The organism is Pseudomonas asplenii (genome assembly GCF_900105475.1).
Lineage (GTDB): Bacteria > Pseudomonadota > Gammaproteobacteria > Pseudomonadales > Pseudomonadaceae > Aquipseudomonas > Aquipseudomonas asplenii.
On the sequence record NZ_LT629777.1, the window covers coordinates 499866 to 516172 of the forward strand.

Consider the following 16307-nt stretch of genomic DNA (forward strand, 5'->3'; position numbering starts at 1 on the left):
ATGGCTGTTACTTCACAACCTTCAGGCTCGGACGACCGCTGGGGCGCGGCGGCTCCGGACCATCATCATCCGACTCGACTTCTTCCTCGTCCTCCAGTGGAGACTCGAGGTCGAACACCATGCCCTGGCCGTTTTCCCGGGCATAGATCCCGAGAATGGCACCAATGGGCACATACAGCGTATGAGCCACACCACCAAAGCGCCCTTCGAAACTGACGGCTTCGTTGTCCATGTGCAAGTGACGCACGGCACTTGGCGAAATATTCAGGACGATCTGCCCGTCGCTGGCAAAACCTTGCGGCACCTGCACTGCAGGTGCTTCGGAATTGACCAGGACGTGCGGCGTGCAATCGTTATCCACTATCCATTCGTACAAGGCACGAATCAAATAAGGACGGCTGGAGTTCATTGAACAGCTCCTTGGCGCATATCGCGTTCGACACCAGACAGGCTCGTCTGGAAAGCCTCACGCGCAAACTGGCGCTCCATATAATCGAGCAGCGGCTTGGCTGGCCGCGGCAATTCAATACCCAGCATCGGCAGACGCCAGAGTATCGGTAATAGACAGCAATCGACCAGACTTTGCTCCTCACTGAGGAAGAATGGCTTGTCGGCGAACAACGGCGAAACCCCGGTCAGGCTCTCGCGCAACTCTTTACGGGCCTGCACACGCGCCGGTTCCTTGGTTCGCGAATCCAGGATCAGGTCGACCAGCCCGCACCAATCGCGCTGGATGCGATGCATCAGCAAACGACTGTTGGCCCGCGCCACCGGATAAACCGGTAGCAGCGGCGGATGCGGATAGCGCTCATCCAGGTATTCCATCACCACAGTCGACTCCCACAACGCCAGGTCGCGATCGACCAGGGTTGGCAGGCTGCCGTAAGGGTTCACTTCGGTCAGCTTGGCGGGCTGGCGTCCAGCTTCGACACTGATGATCTCGGCACTGACACCCTTTTCCGCCAACACAATACGCACACGGTGGGAATAGTGGTCGGCGGGGTCGGAGTAACAGGCCAACCGATTGGTCACGCCCATGGCGGTCCTCCTCGCTTGTTTAAAATTATCGAAACGCAAAAACGAGCGCGCCCAAGGAAAGCCTCCCGTAGCCACTGGACTGACAGCCGGCAAAGCCCTTCGGTTTCGCCTTGTCACACCAGCCTGCTACGTCTTCAGAGGCACCCTTGGGCGCGCACGATTGACTGACAGCTATATTACAACGTTATCAGTGCACATCCTTCCAGTATTCGCGCTTGAGCAGATAAGCGAATACGAAGAGGAAGGCCAGGTACAGCAGAACGTAAGTACCGATGCGCTGATGCTGCAGCTTCACCGGGTTGGCCGAGTAGGCCAGGAAGGTCACCAGGTTCTTGACCTTCTCATCGAACTGCTCCTGAGTCAGCGTCCCGCTCTTGGGCACGATGGTCAGTTGATCACACGCTTCATGAGTCAATGGCGTGCCGGTCAGAGGATCATATTGCTTCTTGCCATCCTCGACGACCTGAACCTGCTTGCAACCCACCACCTGGCGGCCTTGCAGGCCCACCAGCACGTTCGGCATGCCGACGTTCGGGAAGACCTTGTTGTTCACGCCCCATGGACGCGCAGGATCTTCATAGAAGGACCGCAGGTAACCGTAGAGCCAATCGGTGCCACGCACTCGCGCCACCAGAGTCAGATCAGGCGGAGCTGCACCGAACCAGGCCTTGGCATCCGCCGGCTGCATGCCGATGCTCATGTGGTCGCCGATCTTGGCGCCGGTGAACACCAGGTTCTTGAGCATCAGGTCATGAGGAATGCCCAGGTCGTCGGCGACCCGCTCGTACCGTTGGAACTTGGCACTGTGGCAACCCATGCAGTAGTTGGCGAAAGTCCGCGCACCATCTTGCATGGCGGCCTTGTCGGAAACGTCGATGTCGACGCTCTCAAGCTCGGGGCCACCATGCTCGGCAGCGAAGGACAGTACCGGCAGAGCCGCAAGCAACAAAACAGCAAATAGTTTTTTCATCAGCCAGTCACCCTTTCCGGAACCGGTTTGGTCTTCTCGAGCCGGGTATAGAACGGCATCAGAATGAAGTAGGCGAAATACAGCACGGTGCATACCTGCGACAGCAACGTACGACCCGGAGTCGGCGCCATCACGCCCAGCCAGCCAAGGATCAGGAAGGAAACACAGAAGATCACCAGCCAGATCCGGCTCAGCCAGCCCTTGTAGCGCATCGACTTGACGGGGCTGCGATCCAGCCACGGCAGCACGAACAGCAGGGCAATCGAGGCACCCATGGCGACAACCCCCATGAGCTTGTCCGGCACCGCCCGCAAGATCGCGTAGAACGGTGTGAAGTACCAGACCGGGGCAATGTGCTCAGGCGTCTTGAAGGCGTTGGCCACTTCGAAGTTCGGTTTTTCGAGGAAATAACCGCCCATTTCCGGGAAGAAGAACACCACGGAGCAGAACACGAACAGGAACACCACTACGCCGACGATATCTTTCACGGTGTAGTAAGGATGGAACGGAATGCCATCCAGCGGTATGCCGTTTTCGTCCTTTTTCTTCTTGATGTCGACACCATCGGGGTTGTTCGAACCCACTTCGTGCAACGCCAGGATATGCAGAACCACCAGGCCGAGAATGACGATCGGCAGGGCAACCACGTGCAGGGCGAAGAAGCGGTTCAGGGTGATTCCGGAAATCAGGTAGTCACCGCGAATCCACTGGGTCAGGTCGTCACCGATAACCGGAATCGCACCGAACAGCGAGATGATCACCTGCGCGCCCCAGTAGGACATCTGACCCCAAGGCAGCAGATAACCCATGAAGGCCTCAGCCATCAGCGCCAGATAGATCAGCATGCCGAACAGCCAGACCAGCTCACGCGGTTTCTGGTACGAACCGTAGAGCAGGCCACGGAACATGTGCAGGTAGACCACGATGAAGAACGCCGAAGCGCCGGTGGAGTGCAACAGACGCAGGATCGCGCCGTATTCGACATCCCGCATGATGTATTCGACGGAGGCGAACGCCTCTTCTGCCGACGGGGTGTAGCTCATTGTCAGCCAGACACCGGTGACGAGCTGGTTGACCAGTACGAGCAGCGCCAGGGAGCCGAAGAAATAGAAGAAGTTGAAGTTCTTCGGTGCGTAGTACTTGCTGAGATGGTCTTCCCACATCTTGGTGGCGGGGAAGCGTGCATCAACCCAATCCATGAACTTGCTCATCACGCTTTCTCCTGATCGACGCCAACGACAATGACCGTGTCGGACTCATAGGAATGTGGCGGAACCGGCAGGTTCAGGGGCGCGGGCTGAGCCTTGTAGACGCGACCGGCCAGATCGTAGTGGGAACCGTGGCAGGGGCAGAAATAACCGCCGACCCAGTCCTTGCCGAGATCGGCAGGCGCCACTTCAGGACGGAAGGTTGGCGAGCAACCCAGGTGGGTGCAGATACCGATCAGCAGAAGGACCTCTGGCTTGATCGACCGCGTCTGCGGATTGACGTAGGTGGGTTGTACCGAGTTCTTGGAGGATGGATCGGAGAGCTGCCCCTCGATCTTCTTCAAGTTCCCCAGAATCTCCTCGGTCCGGCGAACAATGAACACCGGTTGACCCCGCCACTCGGCAATCATCTGCTGCCCTGGGTCGATCTTGGCGATATTCACTTTCACCGGTGCACCGGCGGCTTTCGCCTTGGCACTGGGAAACCATGACCCCACGAACGGGACCGCAGCCCCCACCGCTCCTGCAGCTCCTACCACGGATGTGGCTGCTACGAGAAAGCGACGCCGGCCTGCATTCACGCCGTCATTGCTCATTCAGTCCTCTCCCATCAGCTTTGTGGCCTGTTAAATCAGGCGTCTAAGTAAAAATCTATCGTTATAAAAATTTTGCCGAATGGTAATGAAAAGCCCCACCTCTGACAAGGTAATTACCGGACCCACATTGCCCCAGGCCTTGTAGTATAGGGGGTCTACGGATGTGGCAAGTTGTCACAGCAAATATTCGCCCATAAAAAAAGCCCGGTTCCACAAGGGAACCGGGCTTCTTTTTGAAGCTGGGAGCGAATTAACGCTTCGAGTACTGCGGACGCTTACGCGCTTTACGCAGACCAACTTTCTTACGCTCGACTTCACGAGCGTCGCGGGTTACGTAACCAGCTTTACGCAGGGCGCTGCGCAGAGTTTCGTCGTAATCCATCAGAGCACGAGTGATACCGTGGCGGATTGCACCAGCTTGACCACTCACACCACCACCAACGACGGTGACGTAGATGTCGAATTTCTCGACGGTCTCGGTCAGTTCCAGCGGCTGACGAACTACCATGCGGGCAGTTTCGCGACCGAAGAACACGTCCAGGGAGCGGTTGTTGATGGAGATATTACCGGTACCAGGACGCAGGAAAACGCGTGCGGTTGCGGTCTTGCGACGGCCAGTGCCGTAATTTTGAGTCGCCGACATAATGAACTATTCCGTTAAATCTTCAGTTCTTGGGGCTGCTGAGCAGTATGAGGGTGTACAGCGCCCGCATAGACTTTCAGCTTACGGTACATGTCGCGACCCAGCGGGTTCTTAGGCAGCATGCCTTTTACCGCGGTCTCGATCACACGCTCAGGGGCTTTTGCGATCAGCTTTTCGAAGTTGATCGACTTGATGCCGCCCGGGAAACCGGAGTGGGAGTAGTACATCTTGTCAGTGCTTTTAGCACCGGTCACACGAACCTGCTCGGCGTTGATGACAACGATGTAGTCACCGGTATCGACGTGCGGGGTGTACTCGGCTTTGTGCTTGCCACGCAGACGGCTCGCGATTTCGGTGGCCAGACGACCCAGGGTCTGACCAGCAGCGTCGACGACAAACCAGTCGCGCTTAACTGTTTCCGGTTTAGCAGTAAAAGTTTTCATTCTTTATAGCCTCAGGGGCCGTCTGTAAATAAGACGGCGGATCTTACTGAATAGTGCGTACTTTGACAAGGTCAAAGGCAGCCGGATACAGACGCTTTCGGGGGCTCGGGTCGGCGCGTCCGTTCAACGGCAAGATTCTTTGGCGGCGGCGCATCACTTCCACTGCATAAAGAGGTGCGCAATTATGCAGATTGCGAAAAAAAATTCAACCTGCTTTTATGAGTGTTTTCCCACAGGAGCAGCCAATGGAATACCGTCAGCTAGGCCGGACCGATCTGAACGTGAGCGCAATATGCCTGGGCACCATGACCTGGGGCGAGCAGAACACCGAGTCCGAGGCCTTTGCCCAGATCGAACACGCCAAGGCCGCCGGCATCAATTTCATGGACACCGCCGAGATGTATCCGGTGCCGCCCAAGGCCGAAACCTACGCCAGCACCGAACGCATCATCGGCAACTGGTTCAAGCAGCGCGGCGACCGCGACCAGTGGGTCCTGGCGAGCAAGATTGCCGGTCCGGGCAACGGCATCAGCTACATTCGCGACGGCAACCTCAAGCACAACCGTCGCCACATCGTCGAGGCCCTGGACGCCAGCCTCAAACGCCTGCAGACCGACTGGATCGACCTGTACCAACTGCACTGGCCGGAGCGCAGCACCAACTTCTTCGGGCAACTGGGCTACAAGCACAAGGCCGACGAGGCGTTCACGCCGATCGAGGACATCCTCGAAGCCCTGGACGAACAGGTCAAGGCCGGCAAGATCCGCCACATCGGCCTGTCCAACGAAACGCCGTGGGGCACCATGAAGTTCCTGCTCGAAGCAGAACGTCGCGGCTGGCCGCGGGCGGTATCGATCCAGAACCCCTACAACCTGCTCAACCGCAGCTTCGAAGTCGGCCTGGCAGAAATCGCCCTGCGCGAGCAGTGCGGGCTGCTGGCCTACTCGCCGATGGCCTTCGGTTTTCTATCGGGCAAGTATGAAGGTGGCGCACGGCCGGACAAAGCCCGCCTGAGCCTCTACAGCCGCTTCAGCCGGTACTTCAACCCACAGTCGGAAGCCGCTTGCAGCCGCTACGTTGCCCTGGCCCGCGAACACGGCCTGGACCCGGCACAGATGGCCCTGGCCTTCGTCACTCAACAACCGTTCGTCACCAGCAACATCATTGGCGCCACGACCCTGGCACAACTGGAGAGCAACATTGCCAGCGCCGAACTGAAGCTCTCGGATGACGTGCTGGCGGGAATCGAGGCGATCCACAAGGATCATCCGAACCCGGCGCCGTAAACGCACACTCAAATCGGCCCACGCTGTCTGGCGAGTGGGCGTGCCCGCTCGCCACTTCTTCGAACCGTCGTGAACGCTGCCCGTCACGACGCGCCCACCATGATGGCTCCCCGCCCCTGCCCCTGCCACGCCCCTCAGAGCCCATGCCCGCGTTTTAACGCGAAGCACTGGACACCTACGACAAAAAATAAGACGATCCAGCCGTCTGTTGACCACTTTACCTTATAAGAATAAATGATTATGGCTAACACTTCCTCGACGCCCTTGCGGCGCGTCAGCATCCTGGCTATCGATCGGGTCTTCGCCTCGACCCTCATGCAAGCCAAGGATTTTTTCCACCTGGCCAGCCTGCGTTACGGCAAGCAACTCGGCCAGGGCCTGACCCCGGCCTTCGAGACACGCCTGGTCAGCCCCGACGGCAATCCCGTGCGCAGTTTCAGCGACGTGATCATGCCGGTGGACGGCGCCCTCGCGAACACCGATGTGATCATCCTCCCGGCGTTCTGGGACGACTTCGACAACCTCTGCCAACGTTACCCGCAGGTCCTGCCCTGGCTGCGCGAGCAGCATGCCCGTGGCGCGGTGCTCTGCGGCGAGGCAACCGGGGTGTTCTGGCTGGCCGAAGCCGGCCTGCTCGACGGCAAGGAAGCCACGACCTACTGGCGTTTCTTCAACGCCTTCAGCGAACGCTTTCCCGCTGTCCAACTGAACCAGGGCAAACACCTGACCGACGCCGACAACCTGTACTGCGCCAGCGGCACCACCTCGGCCTGCGACCTCTACATCTACCTGATCGAGCGTTTCTGCGGCGCCAACATCGCCCAGGCCGTAGCCCGCGACATTCTCTATGAGGTGCAGCGCAGCTACGCGCCGGGCCGCATCGGCTTCGGCGGCCAGAAGCTGCACCAGGACGTGATCATCCTGCAGATCCAGCAGTGGCTCGAAGAACATTTCGCCGACAAGTTCCGCTTCGAGGATGTCGCTCGCGAGCACGGCATGAGCATCCGCAACTTCATGCGCCGCTTCCAGACCGCCACCGGTGACAAGCCGCTGCATTACCTGCAACGCCTGCGCATCGAGACGGCCAAGGGCTTGTTGTCCGGTACCCGCAAAAGCATCAAGACCATCAGCTACGAGGTCGGCTACGACGATGCCAGCTTCTTTGCGCGGTTGTTCCGCCAACACACCGAACTGTCACCGAACCAGTATCGGCAACAGTTCCAGCAGGCGGCCTGAGCCGCAGCGGACTTCGGGAAGGCTGAAGGGGCGCCGAATGGCACCCCGCAGGCGTTGCTAAGGCTTGTGCGCCCGCGACAGGAACTCGTGGGATTGCATCTCCAGCAGACGGCTGAGGGTCCGCTGGAATTCGAAGTTCAGGCGACCGCCGGTGTAGAGATCCTTGAGCTCGACTTCCGCCGAGATGATCAGCTTGACGTTGCGGTCGTAGAACTCGTCGACCATGTTGATGAAACGTCGGGCGATGTCGTCGGTGGTGACGCTCATCTGCTCGACGCCGCTGAGCAGCACCGCGTGGAAGATCTTGCCCAGTTCGATGTAGTCGTTCTGGCTGCGTGGACCATCACACAGTTCGCGGAAGTCAAACCAGGCCACGTCGTCGCAAGTGCGCAGGGCACGAATCTGCCGGTTCTCGATGATCAGTACATCGTTTTCCACCGCCTGGGTGCATTCCGGCGTCAGCGCGCGGAAACTCTTGCGCAGGCTCTCATGAGCCGCTTCGTTGAGCGGGAAGTGGAACAGTTCGGCCTGCTCCAGGTGACGCAGGCGATAATCGACGCCGCTGTCGACGTTGACGATCTCGGTGTTCTGCTTGATCAGCGCGATCGCCGGCAGGAAACGCGCACGTTGCAGGCCGTCCTTGTAGAGGCCGTCCGGCACGATGTTCGAGGTCGCGACCAGGGTCACGCCGTTCTTGAACAGCTCTTCCATCAGAGTGCCGAGAATCATCGCATCGGTGATGTCGGAAACGAAGAACTCATCGAAGCAGATCACCCGGGTCTCGGCAGCGAAACGCTTGGCGATGAGGGTCAGCGGGTTCTTCTCGCCGCCCAGGGTCTTCATTTCCTCGTGCACCCGCTTCATGAAGCGGTGGAAGTGCGTACGGGTCTTTTCCTTGAACGGCAGGGCTTCGAAGAAGGTATCGACCAGATAGGTCTTGCCACGGCCCACACCACCCCAGAAGTACAGGCCCTTGACCGGCGTCTGGTCTTTCTTGCCGAACAGCTTGCCGAGCAAGCCCGGCTTGTTCTGCGAGGCTGCGATCAGGTCGTCGTACAGGCGCTGCAAGTGACGCACAGCCGTTTCCTGGGCCGCGTCGTGAAAGAACTCGGGGCGTTTCAGATCAGCTTGATATCGTTCTAGGGGCGTCATAATTTCGTTAGCGAGGTAACAAAAACGGGCCGTCACTGTAGCGACGGCCCGTAGGAATGGCAATCAGCCCTTGATCGGGCCGACCGTTAGTCAGTCCTGAACAGGCGTCAGGGCTACCCGCAGGGCCTCGATGGCTGCGTCACGGGCCGCGTCGTCGGCAAACTCGGGACTGTCAGCGACACACGCACCGTCCAGCCAGACGCTGAAAGCGCGGGCCTCGGGACGGATATCCAGGGCCTGGCCCGACTGCAGTTGCTTGGTCACCGCACCCGCGGCCTTGCCGTCGGCAAAGTTGCGCGACAGCAACAGCTGCTCGCCGTCGGCCGCCAACAGGCGGAAACGGAAGCTGTCATCTTCACGGAAGCTGACAAAACGCGCGGCCTTGGCGGCTTTCTTCTTGCCCGTCTCAGCCACCTGCACCTGGTTGACGAACGAACGCAGGCCGACCGCTTCGCGCAATTGTGCGAGGAACGGCGTCGCCACCTTGCGGGCTTTCTGCGCGCCAGTCTGGAGGATGTCTTCCAGGTCTGCCGGACGGGCAATCAGCTCGTGATAACGCTCGCGTTTCTCGCCCAGCTCGCCGTCGAGCAACTGGAACAGCCGGTTCTTCGCCTCGCCCCAGCCCAGGCCACCCAGCAGCTCGTCGCGGAAACCGGCCGCCTGTTCGGACGTGGCAAACGCCTGGTACAGGGTGAACAGGTGAGAATTGTCCGGATCCTTGGCTTCGCCTGGCGCACGGGAGTCAGTGACGATCCGCGAAATGGCGTCTTTCATGTCCTTGGCGCTGGTGAACAACGGAATGGTGTTGTCATAGCTCTTGGACATTTTCCGGCCATCCAGGCCCGGCAGGGTCGCCACGCTTTCCTCGATCAGAGCCTCGGGCATGGCGAAGAACTCCTTGCCCTGGCCAAACAGGTGGTTGAAGCGCTGGCCGATATCGCGGGCCATTTCCACATGCTGGATCTGGTCGCGACCGACCGGCACCTTGTGGGCGTTGAACATCAGGATGTCCGCAGCCATCAGCACCGGGTAGCTGTACAGGCCCATGGTGATCCCGGCATCCGGGTCTTCACCGCCCTCGACGTTCTTGTCCACCGAGGCCTTGTAGGCATGGGCGCGGTTCAGCAGGCCCTTGGCCGCGACGCAGGTCAGCAGCCAGGTCAGTTCGGGGATTTCCGGGATGTCCGACTGGCGATAGAACGTCACGCGGTCCACATCCAGGCCACCGGCCAGCCAGGTCGCGGCGATTTCCAGGCGCGAACGCTGGATGCGCAGCGGATCATCGCACTTGATCAGCGCGTGGTAGTCGGCCAGGAAATAGAAGGAGTCGGCATTGCTGTCGCGGCTGGCCAGGATCGCCGGGCGGATGGCGCCGGCATAGTTGCCCAGGTGCGGCGTGCCGGTGGTGGTAATGCCGGTGAGGATACGCGTACGAGTCGTCATGGGTAATCGCTTAGTCAGACTGCTATCAGTTCGAGAGGCGCGGCAGGAGCAGATCCTTCAGATCGGTCAGCTTGCCATGAAAAAAGTGTCCGCATTCTGCCACTTTCAGCAGCTCATGGGGGCGTTGGAGGGCAGCGGACCAGTCATAGACCACTTGCGGGTCGATCACTTCGTCGGCTTCCGGCTGGATCAGGGTCAGGGGGCAGCCTTCAGGCAGACGGTCCTCGGCACGCAGGCGCATCACCGCCGCCGCCACCATGAACAGATGCTTGAGCGACTGACCACGGGCCTCCAGACGCCCCCCGAGGGTCGCTGCAACGAAACCGCCGAAGGAAAAACCGAACAGTGTCAGCGGCAGGTTCGGGTGTTTTGCCAGCAACCACTGTGCGGCGGCCTCGGCATCATCGACTTCGCCACTGCCCATGTCATGGCTGCCGGCGCTGGCACCGACACCCCGATAGTTGAAACGCAGGGTGATCAATCCGGCATCGCGAGCCGTGCGCTGCAGGGTCGAGACGACCTTGTTGAGCATGGTTCCGCCTTGTACCGGATTGGGGTGACAGATCAGCGCCAGCCCACGCGGTTCGGGGTTTTCGAGGTACAAGGCTTCCAGTTGACCGACCGGGCCGTCGATGAAAAAAGCGGTTTCACGCATAAGCAAGGAATGAACTCCGTGACCTCTCTGAGGGTCGACTCGTCTAGCTAAAAGTCTGTGCCTGACAGCTTGCGACCCGAAGATCGCGGTATACAGCGCAGGTCCGAGCCGTTAACGTAAAGCAAAGCCGTTTATAGAGGAAGGACTCGTGGAACACTCGCTCTTAGTTTGGTTGTTGCCGACTCTTGCCCTGGTTGCCGGTGTCGCCATCGGTTTCCTGGTCGCCCGTCTGGTCCCGAGTGCCGCTCCCAGCAGCACACAGCGTCAGTTGGACGATATCCAGGAACGTTTCGACAGTTATCAGAATGAAGTGGTCACCCACTTCAACAGCACCGCCGCTCTGGTCAAGAAACTCACCCAGAGCTACCAGGAAGTGCAAGACCACCTCGCCGAGGGCGCCAATCGCCTGGCCCTGGACGAGCTGACTCGCCAACGCCTGCTGGCCGCCCTGCATTCCGAAGCCCCGCAGTCGCCACGGGAACGCCTGACCCCACCACGGGAAAACCAGGAGCCGCCGCGTGACTACGCGCCCAAGGCGCCGAACTCGCCTGGCATGCTCGACGAGCATTACGGCCTGAAGAAATAAGCCGACTTCAGTCCTACAAAAAAGCCCGCCCGATCTGTGATCGGGCGGGCTTTTTCATGCCTGGGGTTCAGTCAGGCATTCAAGGGTATTGCTGGACCGGCTGACCGTACTGCTGGCCCTGTTGCTGATACTGACCTTGCTGCTGATACTGGCCCTGTGGCTGACCGTACTGCTGACCAGGAATGGCGCGCAGGTTGACTTCCACCCGACGATTCTGCGCCCGGCCATTGACGTCGGCGTTGCTGGCGATCGGATTGTCGGGACCGGCACCACGGGCCGACAGGTTGGCTCCGTTGACACCTTGCGAGGTCAGGTAATTGGCCACGCTTTGGGCACGGCGTTGCGACAGGTCCATGTTCAGCTGACGGCTACCGGTGCTATCGGTGTAGCCGACGATCTCGATCTGGTTCTGGTTGAACTCCTTGAGGGAATTGGCCAGGTTGTTCAGCGGCTGATAGAAGCTGCTGGCAATCGCATCGGAGTTGGTGGCAAACGTGATATTGCCCGGCATGATCAGCTTGATCTGATCACCCTGGCGCTGCACCTGAACACCGGTGTTGGCCATGCTTTCACGCAGTTTCTTTTCCTGCTGGTCGGCGTAGTAACCATAACCGGCAGCACCGGCACCCGCGACCAGGGCACCGATCAGCGCGCCCTTGCCACGATTGTTGTGGTCGATGGCGGCACCGGCGACGGCACCGGCCAGGGCGCCAAGGCCGCCATACTTGGCGGTTCTGCTCATACCCGAGGAGCCGCCTTGCTCCATCTGTCCCTGGTTGTCATAAGGGTTTTGCGAAGCACAGCCGGACAACATGGCAACGGCAGTAGCGACGATAATCAAACGGCGCGAGGTGAACATGGATCTAGCTCCTACTCAATAAAGGTGCAGAGGCCGTTGGCAATAGACCTGTGCTGGCGTTTGAACACGACGAACGGTAAAAATTCCATGAAACATTTCAACCGCGAACGAATGGATTTTCACGTATCTCATCGCCCAGTCGGGTGTCAGGACCGTGGCCGGTGACCACTGTTGCCTCTTCATCCAGCGTATACAGCCGTTGCTTGATCGAGCGCACGATAGTCGCCTGATCACCGCCCCACAGGTCGGTACGGCCGATACCCCGGCGAAACAGCGTATCTCCGGCAATCAACAGTCTAGCCTCGGAAAACCAGAAGCTCATGGAGCCTGGGGTATGTCCCGGCGTATGCAGGGCCACGCCACACCCACAGGCCAGTTCCTCGTCATCGGCCAGCCATTTGTCCGGCGACGGCACCGGCGTGTAGGGCACGCCGAACATATTGCACTGCATCTCCAGGTTGTCCCAAAGGAACTGGTCGTCCTTGTGCAGATGCAGGGTCGCGCCGGTTTTCTCCTTCAATTGGCCGGAGGCCAGGAAGTGATCCAGATGCGCATGGGTATGGATGATGCTGACCACCTTCAGGCCCAGGGCGTCGAGCCGGGCCAGGATCAACTCATGATTGCCGCCCGGATCGACGACGATGGCTTTTTTCGTCAGCGGATCGCCAATGATCGTGCAGTTGCACTGCAAAGGGCCTACAGGGAAGGTTTCGCGGATAAGGTTATATTTTGCGGCTTCCATAGGTGTTCCTATATAATTATTGGCACAATTTTGTCACACCGAGAATAAAAATGGCGACACTTCGAAAGCGTGGCCCGTCTCAGTGGCAGGTTCAGGTCAGACGAAAAGGATGGCCCCTGCAAACCAAGACATTCAATACCCAGGCTGAAGCAAAGACATGGGCGACCATGATCGAGCGCGAGATGGACGCGGGCGCGTTCGTCAGCCGAAATGAGGCCGAATCCACCTCATTCTCTACGGCTCTGGAGACGTATGCTAGCGAAGTAACAAGCAAGAAGAGGAGCAGTGCCTCGGAACTTTCTAGGATTCAGGCCATGCAGCGACATCCGCTAGCCATGAGATCGCTGGCCAGCATTCGTGGCGCCGATCTGGCCAGCTACCGTGATAGTCGGCTCGCTGAGGGCTTAGCTCCGGCAACTGTGCGCCGAGAGCTAGCTTTGATCTCTCACGTCTTTACCATTGCCCGCAAAGAATGGCGCATGGAATCACTAAGCAATCCCGTCGAACTGATACGCCAACCGAGCGTCGACGACGCGCGCGATCGCCGTATCCTTAGCGCAGACGTCTGGACGCTCGAAGCTGGAAAGCTCGTAAAAGAACACCTCGACGAGCTAGAGATGATTCGACGCTACTCTCGATCAACCGAGCTGCCCCAGATTGTAACTTTCGCAGTGGAGACAGCCATGCGCCGGGGGGAAATCTGCAGCCTTCTGCGCACCAATGTAAATTTGGAGAAACGGGTCGCTCTACTCCCGATGACCAAAAACGGATCTGCGCGAGGAGTGCCGCTGTCTAGCAAAGCAGTAGAGGTACTTAAAAGCCTGCCCGAACGCGATAGAGAGGATACCTACTTCAAGAGCAGACCTGACACCATCACCAAGGCATTCGCTGACGCTATCGAGGACGCTCGCCAGGCGTACCATGGATTATTGGAGCGCCACATGAAACAGAAGAAGTTACCCAAGGATAAGATCGACAAGCGAATTGCCGAAGACCCGTTCTTGGTTAACCTTCGCTTCCACGATCTACGCCACGAGGCGACATCACGCCTAGCTGACATTTTCCCGCTGCACGAACTAACCAAGATCACCGGACACCAGGACACCCGAATGCTGATGCGTTACTACCACCCAAAAACAGAGGATCTCGCAAAAAAACTGGCTTAACCCCGTTTTCGCGATAGCAAGGGATTGGGGGAGCAACGGAACAGAAAGTGCACTTAAGCCCCCCTCTGCCTGCCCCGCAAAAAGCTTGAATAGCCCGCAACCTCAGCCTCGTAAGATCCTCCGGCAAAGCGATGTCAAGCTTTATGTGGTAGTCTTGGCACAAATGAGGTGTTCACATGACCGATAAATCGAAGTCCCAACCAACCGCAAAAGGCCAACCCCTGTTTCAGGAAGCTGGCAGTGGTCGCTTTGTGACGCTCGCATTTTCTGGTGACCCCTCGAAGCACGAAGAGGTCAAGACTACTCATGCAGCACGAGTGAAGGCTTTCCGACGCTTTCGAGGCTGGACAAAGGTCAAGCATGTTGAAAAGCCGTCCATGGCAGCGATGCAGAAGGAGATCAAGGAGCTGCAGCAACAGATGCAGGCCCTGATGGATGGTATTGTGCGCAGCCAACAAGAAGCCGTGATCGTTGACTTGGTGGATCTGGAAGGCCTCACCGTTATGAATTCGGCTGTCGCTCGTGAGATGCTCGACAACCCCCCTCCGCCAAACGCCAAACTCCAGGCCTTGCTCGCACTGCGCTAAGGCTTTAGGAAATGGAATTCAGCACTGTCCCGTACGACAAGTCGATAGACCGCAAAACTTTTGATTGCGGTCTTCACCCAGCCCTTAATACCTATATCGCCCAACAGGCCACCCAAGACGAAAAGCGTAACGTCTCCAGGACGTTCATGCTTGTTGAGGATGGCCAGCTGATAGGCTACTACACGCTGGCCAACGCCTCCGTCGTGGAGTCCGACCTCAGCGAAGAGCAGATGAAAAAGATGCCCCGCTACCCAATGCCGGCAGTGCTGCTCAGCCGTTTGGCTGTTGACAAAGGTCAGCAAGGCAAGGGCGTCGGCAAGCGACTAATGGTCGATTTCTTCCGACGTGTGTACGCGATCTCCAAGCATTCTGGCGTGGCTTTCATCCTCGTCGATGCCAAGGACGAAAAGGCAGCAAGCTACTATCGCGACCTAGACTTTGTAGAGACCAACACAAGCCCTCTACGCTTGGCACTCTCGACAGGCACCATCATCCAGGGCTTCAAAGCTCTTGAGGCTGCACAGCAGCCATCCTGACGGGGCAGCAGTTGGGCTTATGTTCCGTTACTCCCAAAACCCCGTTTATGCGCATCTAGAACCCTGGGCGATTCAAGCATCGTGACCGAGAGAAAGACAGGGAGACTAACCACTGGTTATTCAGTAAATCCATGATAAAAACCGACTGATACGACCGCTTCAACAAATCGTTTGGCAGTTGCTCGATCCATTATTACCAATTTTCCATCGACATTAATGTAGATGCTGTCTTCTGGGTAGAAAGAAGATCGACCGATTTCTACGTCCATTGAGGTTCTGTTACCTTGATCCTTGATCGTTTCTTCAAAGTACATGGTAGTTGCCATAACAATATCCTTTTGTGTGTGGGGGGTCGGCACAGATCGATGTATTAACCATCCAGCCCTTCGTGTGTGCCGATTCGAGCTCGCTCAGGCTAGCGTCCGTGAAGATTGGTATCAATACCCTGAGCCATGATCTTCGCAAGCTTCCCAATTAGTTGGACAGCAATCGGCGGGTGCGAATGCTGAATCGGCTTCCTCTAGGCACATCCAGCGGCCGATCCCGACCAGCCGCGATTTGTGTCTGAGCTCATCGCATCGCGGTGTGCCATCAATACCCTTGGCATACGCTCCGATCAGGCATGATTTCGCCTGCATTGTGCTTTTGGGCGCATACAGCAACATCCACACCGAATGGAAGCGGCAGATGCACGACCTCCCCATAGGCCACCTCGATCTTTTTCGAGATCGCCTGGTTGGCCTGCAGTGCCTGCACATCAGTCGGCACCGCCAGCTTGAGTTGCTGACCGTTAGCATTGAACGAGTAGTTGCGGCCCACCTGGTAGTTCAGATTGATTGCCACTGTAGCGCCGGTTGCGCTCGACGAAATGATCTCAGCGGTGCCATCGATCACCCCAATACCCAGTGAACAGGTTGTGTTGGATTGGTTGCAAGCACGTACATCCATAGGTGGATAACTGAGTTTGGTTGCCCCTCCGGAAGACTCTCGGACATCCAAGCGCCCTCCGACACCATGCGCGTGCTGACCGAACAGATCCGGACCGTACGCGGAAACAGTGACAACTGCCGAATCTCTCGGGACAGATTTTTCACCTGCACAACCAGCAACCATCGCGAAGGCACACAGGGCAGCGAATCCAAACACCATTTGCATGTAGCG

Annotated in this window: 20 protein-coding genes; 6 read left to right on the top strand and 14 right to left on the bottom strand. The window is 58.2% G+C overall.

The window, feature by feature from the left end; all coding sequences use genetic code 11:
- Positions 1-7: 7 nt before the first annotated feature.
- From BLU37_RS02280 to rplM, 7 genes are all read right to left on the bottom strand, one after another.
- Entirely contained in the window at positions 8-409 is a 402-nt protein-coding gene (locus BLU37_RS02280) for a ClpXP protease specificity-enhancing factor (RefSeq protein WP_090202107.1), read from the bottom strand.
- On the bottom strand, positions 406-1038 hold the full coding sequence (locus BLU37_RS02285) for a glutathione S-transferase N-terminal domain-containing protein (RefSeq protein WP_090202108.1): 633 nt from the start codon (positions 1036-1038) through the stop codon (positions 406-408). Before BLU37_RS02285 ends, BLU37_RS02280 begins: the two co-directional genes overlap by 4 nt.
- Before the next feature lie 187 nt (positions 1039-1225).
- Positions 1226-2008, bottom strand: coding sequence for a cytochrome c1 (locus BLU37_RS02290; RefSeq protein WP_010452579.1), 783 nt, complete (start codon positions 2006-2008; stop codon positions 1226-1228).
- Positions 2008-3219, bottom strand: coding sequence for a cytochrome b (locus BLU37_RS02295; protein ID WP_010452578.1), 1212 nt, complete (start codon positions 3217-3219; stop codon positions 2008-2010). The genes BLU37_RS02290 and BLU37_RS02295 overlap by 1 nt, the downstream gene beginning before the upstream one ends.
- The gene (petA, locus tag BLU37_RS02300) at positions 3219-3812 is read right to left on the bottom strand and encodes a ubiquinol-cytochrome c reductase iron-sulfur subunit (RefSeq protein ID WP_090202109.1); all 594 of its coding nucleotides are present in this window, start codon (positions 3810-3812) and stop codon (positions 3219-3221) included. The genes BLU37_RS02295 and petA overlap by 1 nt, the downstream gene beginning before the upstream one ends.
- 250 nt (positions 3813-4062) lie before the next feature.
- A complete protein-coding gene (gene rpsI / locus BLU37_RS02305) occupies positions 4063-4455 on the bottom strand; it encodes a 30S ribosomal protein S9 (RefSeq protein WP_010452573.1) in 393 nt (130 codons plus the stop codon).
- 14 nt (positions 4456-4469) lie between these two features.
- The gene (gene rplM / locus BLU37_RS02310) at positions 4470-4898 is read right to left on the bottom strand and encodes a 50S ribosomal protein L13 (RefSeq protein WP_010452571.1); all 429 of its coding nucleotides are present in this window, start codon (positions 4896-4898) and stop codon (positions 4470-4472) included.
- 245 nt (positions 4899-5143) lie between these two features.
- Here rplM and BLU37_RS02315 point away from each other — a divergent pair, with 245 nt between their 5' ends.
- Both BLU37_RS02315 and BLU37_RS02320 read left to right on the top strand, forming a co-directional pair.
- The gene (locus BLU37_RS02315; protein ID WP_090202110.1) at positions 5144-6184 is read left to right on the top strand and encodes an NADP(H)-dependent aldo-keto reductase; all 1041 of its coding nucleotides are present in this window, start codon (positions 5144-5146) and stop codon (positions 6182-6184) included.
- Positions 6185-6523: 339 nt separating this feature from the next.
- The gene (locus BLU37_RS02320) at positions 6524-7420 is read left to right on the top strand and encodes a GlxA family transcriptional regulator (protein WP_172833080.1); all 897 of its coding nucleotides are present in this window, start codon (positions 6524-6526) and stop codon (positions 7418-7420) included.
- Between the two features lie 57 nt (positions 7421-7477).
- On the opposite strand, the gene zapE is transcribed toward BLU37_RS02320, so the two are convergent.
- From zapE to BLU37_RS02335, 3 genes are all read right to left on the bottom strand, one after another.
- Entirely contained in the window at positions 7478-8572 is a 1095-nt protein-coding gene (gene zapE, locus BLU37_RS02325; RefSeq protein ID WP_010452567.1) for a cell division protein ZapE, read from the bottom strand.
- A gap of 90 nt (positions 8573-8662) precedes the next feature.
- Positions 8663-10015, bottom strand: a complete 1353-nt coding sequence (locus tag BLU37_RS02330) for a tryptophan--tRNA ligase (protein ID WP_090202112.1) — start codon at positions 10013-10015, stop codon at positions 8663-8665.
- 25 nt (positions 10016-10040) lie between these two features.
- On the bottom strand, positions 10041-10670 hold the full coding sequence (locus BLU37_RS02335; protein ID WP_029530395.1) for an alpha/beta hydrolase: 630 nt from the start codon (positions 10668-10670) through the stop codon (positions 10041-10043).
- A gap of 148 nt (positions 10671-10818) precedes the next feature.
- On the opposite strand from BLU37_RS02335, the gene BLU37_RS02340 reads away from it, so the two are divergent.
- Entirely contained in the window at positions 10819-11256 is a 438-nt protein-coding gene (locus BLU37_RS02340; RefSeq protein ID WP_010452560.1) for a YhcB family protein, read from the top strand.
- 79 nt (positions 11257-11335) lie between these two features.
- Here BLU37_RS02340 and BLU37_RS02345 read toward each other — a convergent pair whose 3' ends face one another.
- Both BLU37_RS02345 and BLU37_RS02350 read right to left on the bottom strand, forming a co-directional pair.
- On the bottom strand, positions 11336-12115 hold the full coding sequence (locus BLU37_RS02345; RefSeq protein ID WP_090202113.1) for an OmpA family protein: 780 nt from the start codon (positions 12113-12115) through the stop codon (positions 11336-11338).
- A 97-nt stretch (positions 12116-12212) separates the two neighbouring features.
- Entirely contained in the window at positions 12213-12857 is a 645-nt protein-coding gene (locus BLU37_RS02350; protein WP_090202114.1) for an MBL fold metallo-hydrolase, read from the bottom strand.
- A gap of 167 nt (positions 12858-13024) precedes the next feature.
- Between BLU37_RS02350 and BLU37_RS02355 the strand changes: the two genes are divergently transcribed.
- From BLU37_RS02355 to BLU37_RS02365, 3 genes are all read left to right on the top strand, one after another.
- On the top strand, positions 13025-14023 hold the full coding sequence (locus tag BLU37_RS02355) for a tyrosine-type recombinase/integrase (protein ID WP_232000454.1): 999 nt from the start codon (positions 13025-13027) through the stop codon (positions 14021-14023).
- 176 nt (positions 14024-14199) lie between these two features.
- Positions 14200-14610: a hypothetical protein gene (locus BLU37_RS02360; RefSeq protein WP_090202116.1), complete on the top strand. Its 411-nt coding sequence runs from the start codon at positions 14200-14202 to the stop codon at positions 14608-14610.
- An 11-nt stretch (positions 14611-14621) separates the two neighbouring features.
- Positions 14622-15146 (top strand): GNAT family N-acetyltransferase, encoded by a 525-nt coding sequence (locus BLU37_RS02365; protein WP_090202117.1) that lies wholly within the window; start codon positions 14622-14624, stop codon positions 15144-15146.
- Positions 15147-15262: 116 nt separating this feature from the next.
- Here BLU37_RS02365 and BLU37_RS02370 read toward each other — a convergent pair whose 3' ends face one another.
- Positions 15263-15472, bottom strand: coding sequence for a hypothetical protein (locus tag BLU37_RS02370; RefSeq protein ID WP_044391691.1), 210 nt, complete (start codon positions 15470-15472; stop codon positions 15263-15265).
- Between the two features lie 265 nt (positions 15473-15737).
- Positions 15738-16301, bottom strand: a complete 564-nt coding sequence (locus BLU37_RS02375; protein WP_090202118.1) for a hypothetical protein — start codon at positions 16299-16301, stop codon at positions 15738-15740.
- Positions 16302-16307: the final 6 nt, after the last annotated feature.

Coding starts and splice junctions, on each gene's coding strand:
- BLU37_RS02355 (WP_232000454.1), top strand. CDS start 13,025: ATGATCGAGCGCGAGATGGACGCGGGCGCGTTCGTCAGCCGAAATGAG.
- BLU37_RS02295 (WP_010452578.1), bottom strand. CDS start 3,219: ATGAGCAAGTTCATGGATTGGGTTGATGCACGCTTCCCCGCCACCAAG.
- BLU37_RS02330 (WP_090202112.1), bottom strand. CDS start 10,015: ATGACGACTCGTACGCGTATCCTCACCGGCATTACCACCACCGGCACG.
- BLU37_RS02370 (WP_044391691.1), bottom strand. CDS start 15,472: ATGGCAACTACCATGTACTTTGAAGAAACGATCAAGGATCAAGGTAAC.
- zapE (WP_010452567.1), bottom strand. CDS start 8,572: ATGACGCCCCTAGAACGATATCAAGCTGATCTGAAACGCCCCGAGTTC.
- BLU37_RS02290 (WP_010452579.1), bottom strand. CDS start 2,008: ATGAAAAAACTATTTGCTGTTTTGTTGCTTGCGGCTCTGCCGGTACTG.
- BLU37_RS02375 (WP_090202118.1), bottom strand. CDS start 16,301: ATGCAAATGGTGTTTGGATTCGCTGCCCTGTGTGCCTTCGCGATGGTT.
- BLU37_RS02280 (WP_090202107.1), bottom strand. CDS start 409: ATGAACTCCAGCCGTCCTTATTTGATTCGTGCCTTGTACGAATGGATA.
- BLU37_RS02315 (WP_090202110.1), top strand. CDS start 5,144: ATGGAATACCGTCAGCTAGGCCGGACCGATCTGAACGTGAGCGCAATA.
- BLU37_RS02285 (WP_090202108.1), bottom strand. CDS start 1,038: ATGGGCGTGACCAATCGGTTGGCCTGTTACTCCGACCCCGCCGACCAC.
- BLU37_RS02365 (WP_090202117.1), top strand. CDS start 14,622: ATGGAATTCAGCACTGTCCCGTACGACAAGTCGATAGACCGCAAAACT.
- BLU37_RS02335 (WP_029530395.1), bottom strand. CDS start 10,670: ATGCGTGAAACCGCTTTTTTCATCGACGGCCCGGTCGGTCAACTGGAA.
- petA (WP_090202109.1), bottom strand. CDS start 3,812: ATGAGCAATGACGGCGTGAATGCAGGCCGGCGTCGCTTTCTCGTAGCA.
- rplM (WP_010452571.1), bottom strand. CDS start 4,898: ATGAAAACTTTTACTGCTAAACCGGAAACAGTTAAGCGCGACTGGTTT.
- BLU37_RS02345 (WP_090202113.1), bottom strand. CDS start 12,115: ATGTTCACCTCGCGCCGTTTGATTATCGTCGCTACTGCCGTTGCCATG.
- rpsI (WP_010452573.1), bottom strand. CDS start 4,455: ATGTCGGCGACTCAAAATTACGGCACTGGCCGTCGCAAGACCGCAACC.
- BLU37_RS02350 (WP_090202114.1), bottom strand. CDS start 12,857: ATGGAAGCCGCAAAATATAACCTTATCCGCGAAACCTTCCCTGTAGGC.
- BLU37_RS02360 (WP_090202116.1), top strand. CDS start 14,200: ATGACCGATAAATCGAAGTCCCAACCAACCGCAAAAGGCCAACCCCTG.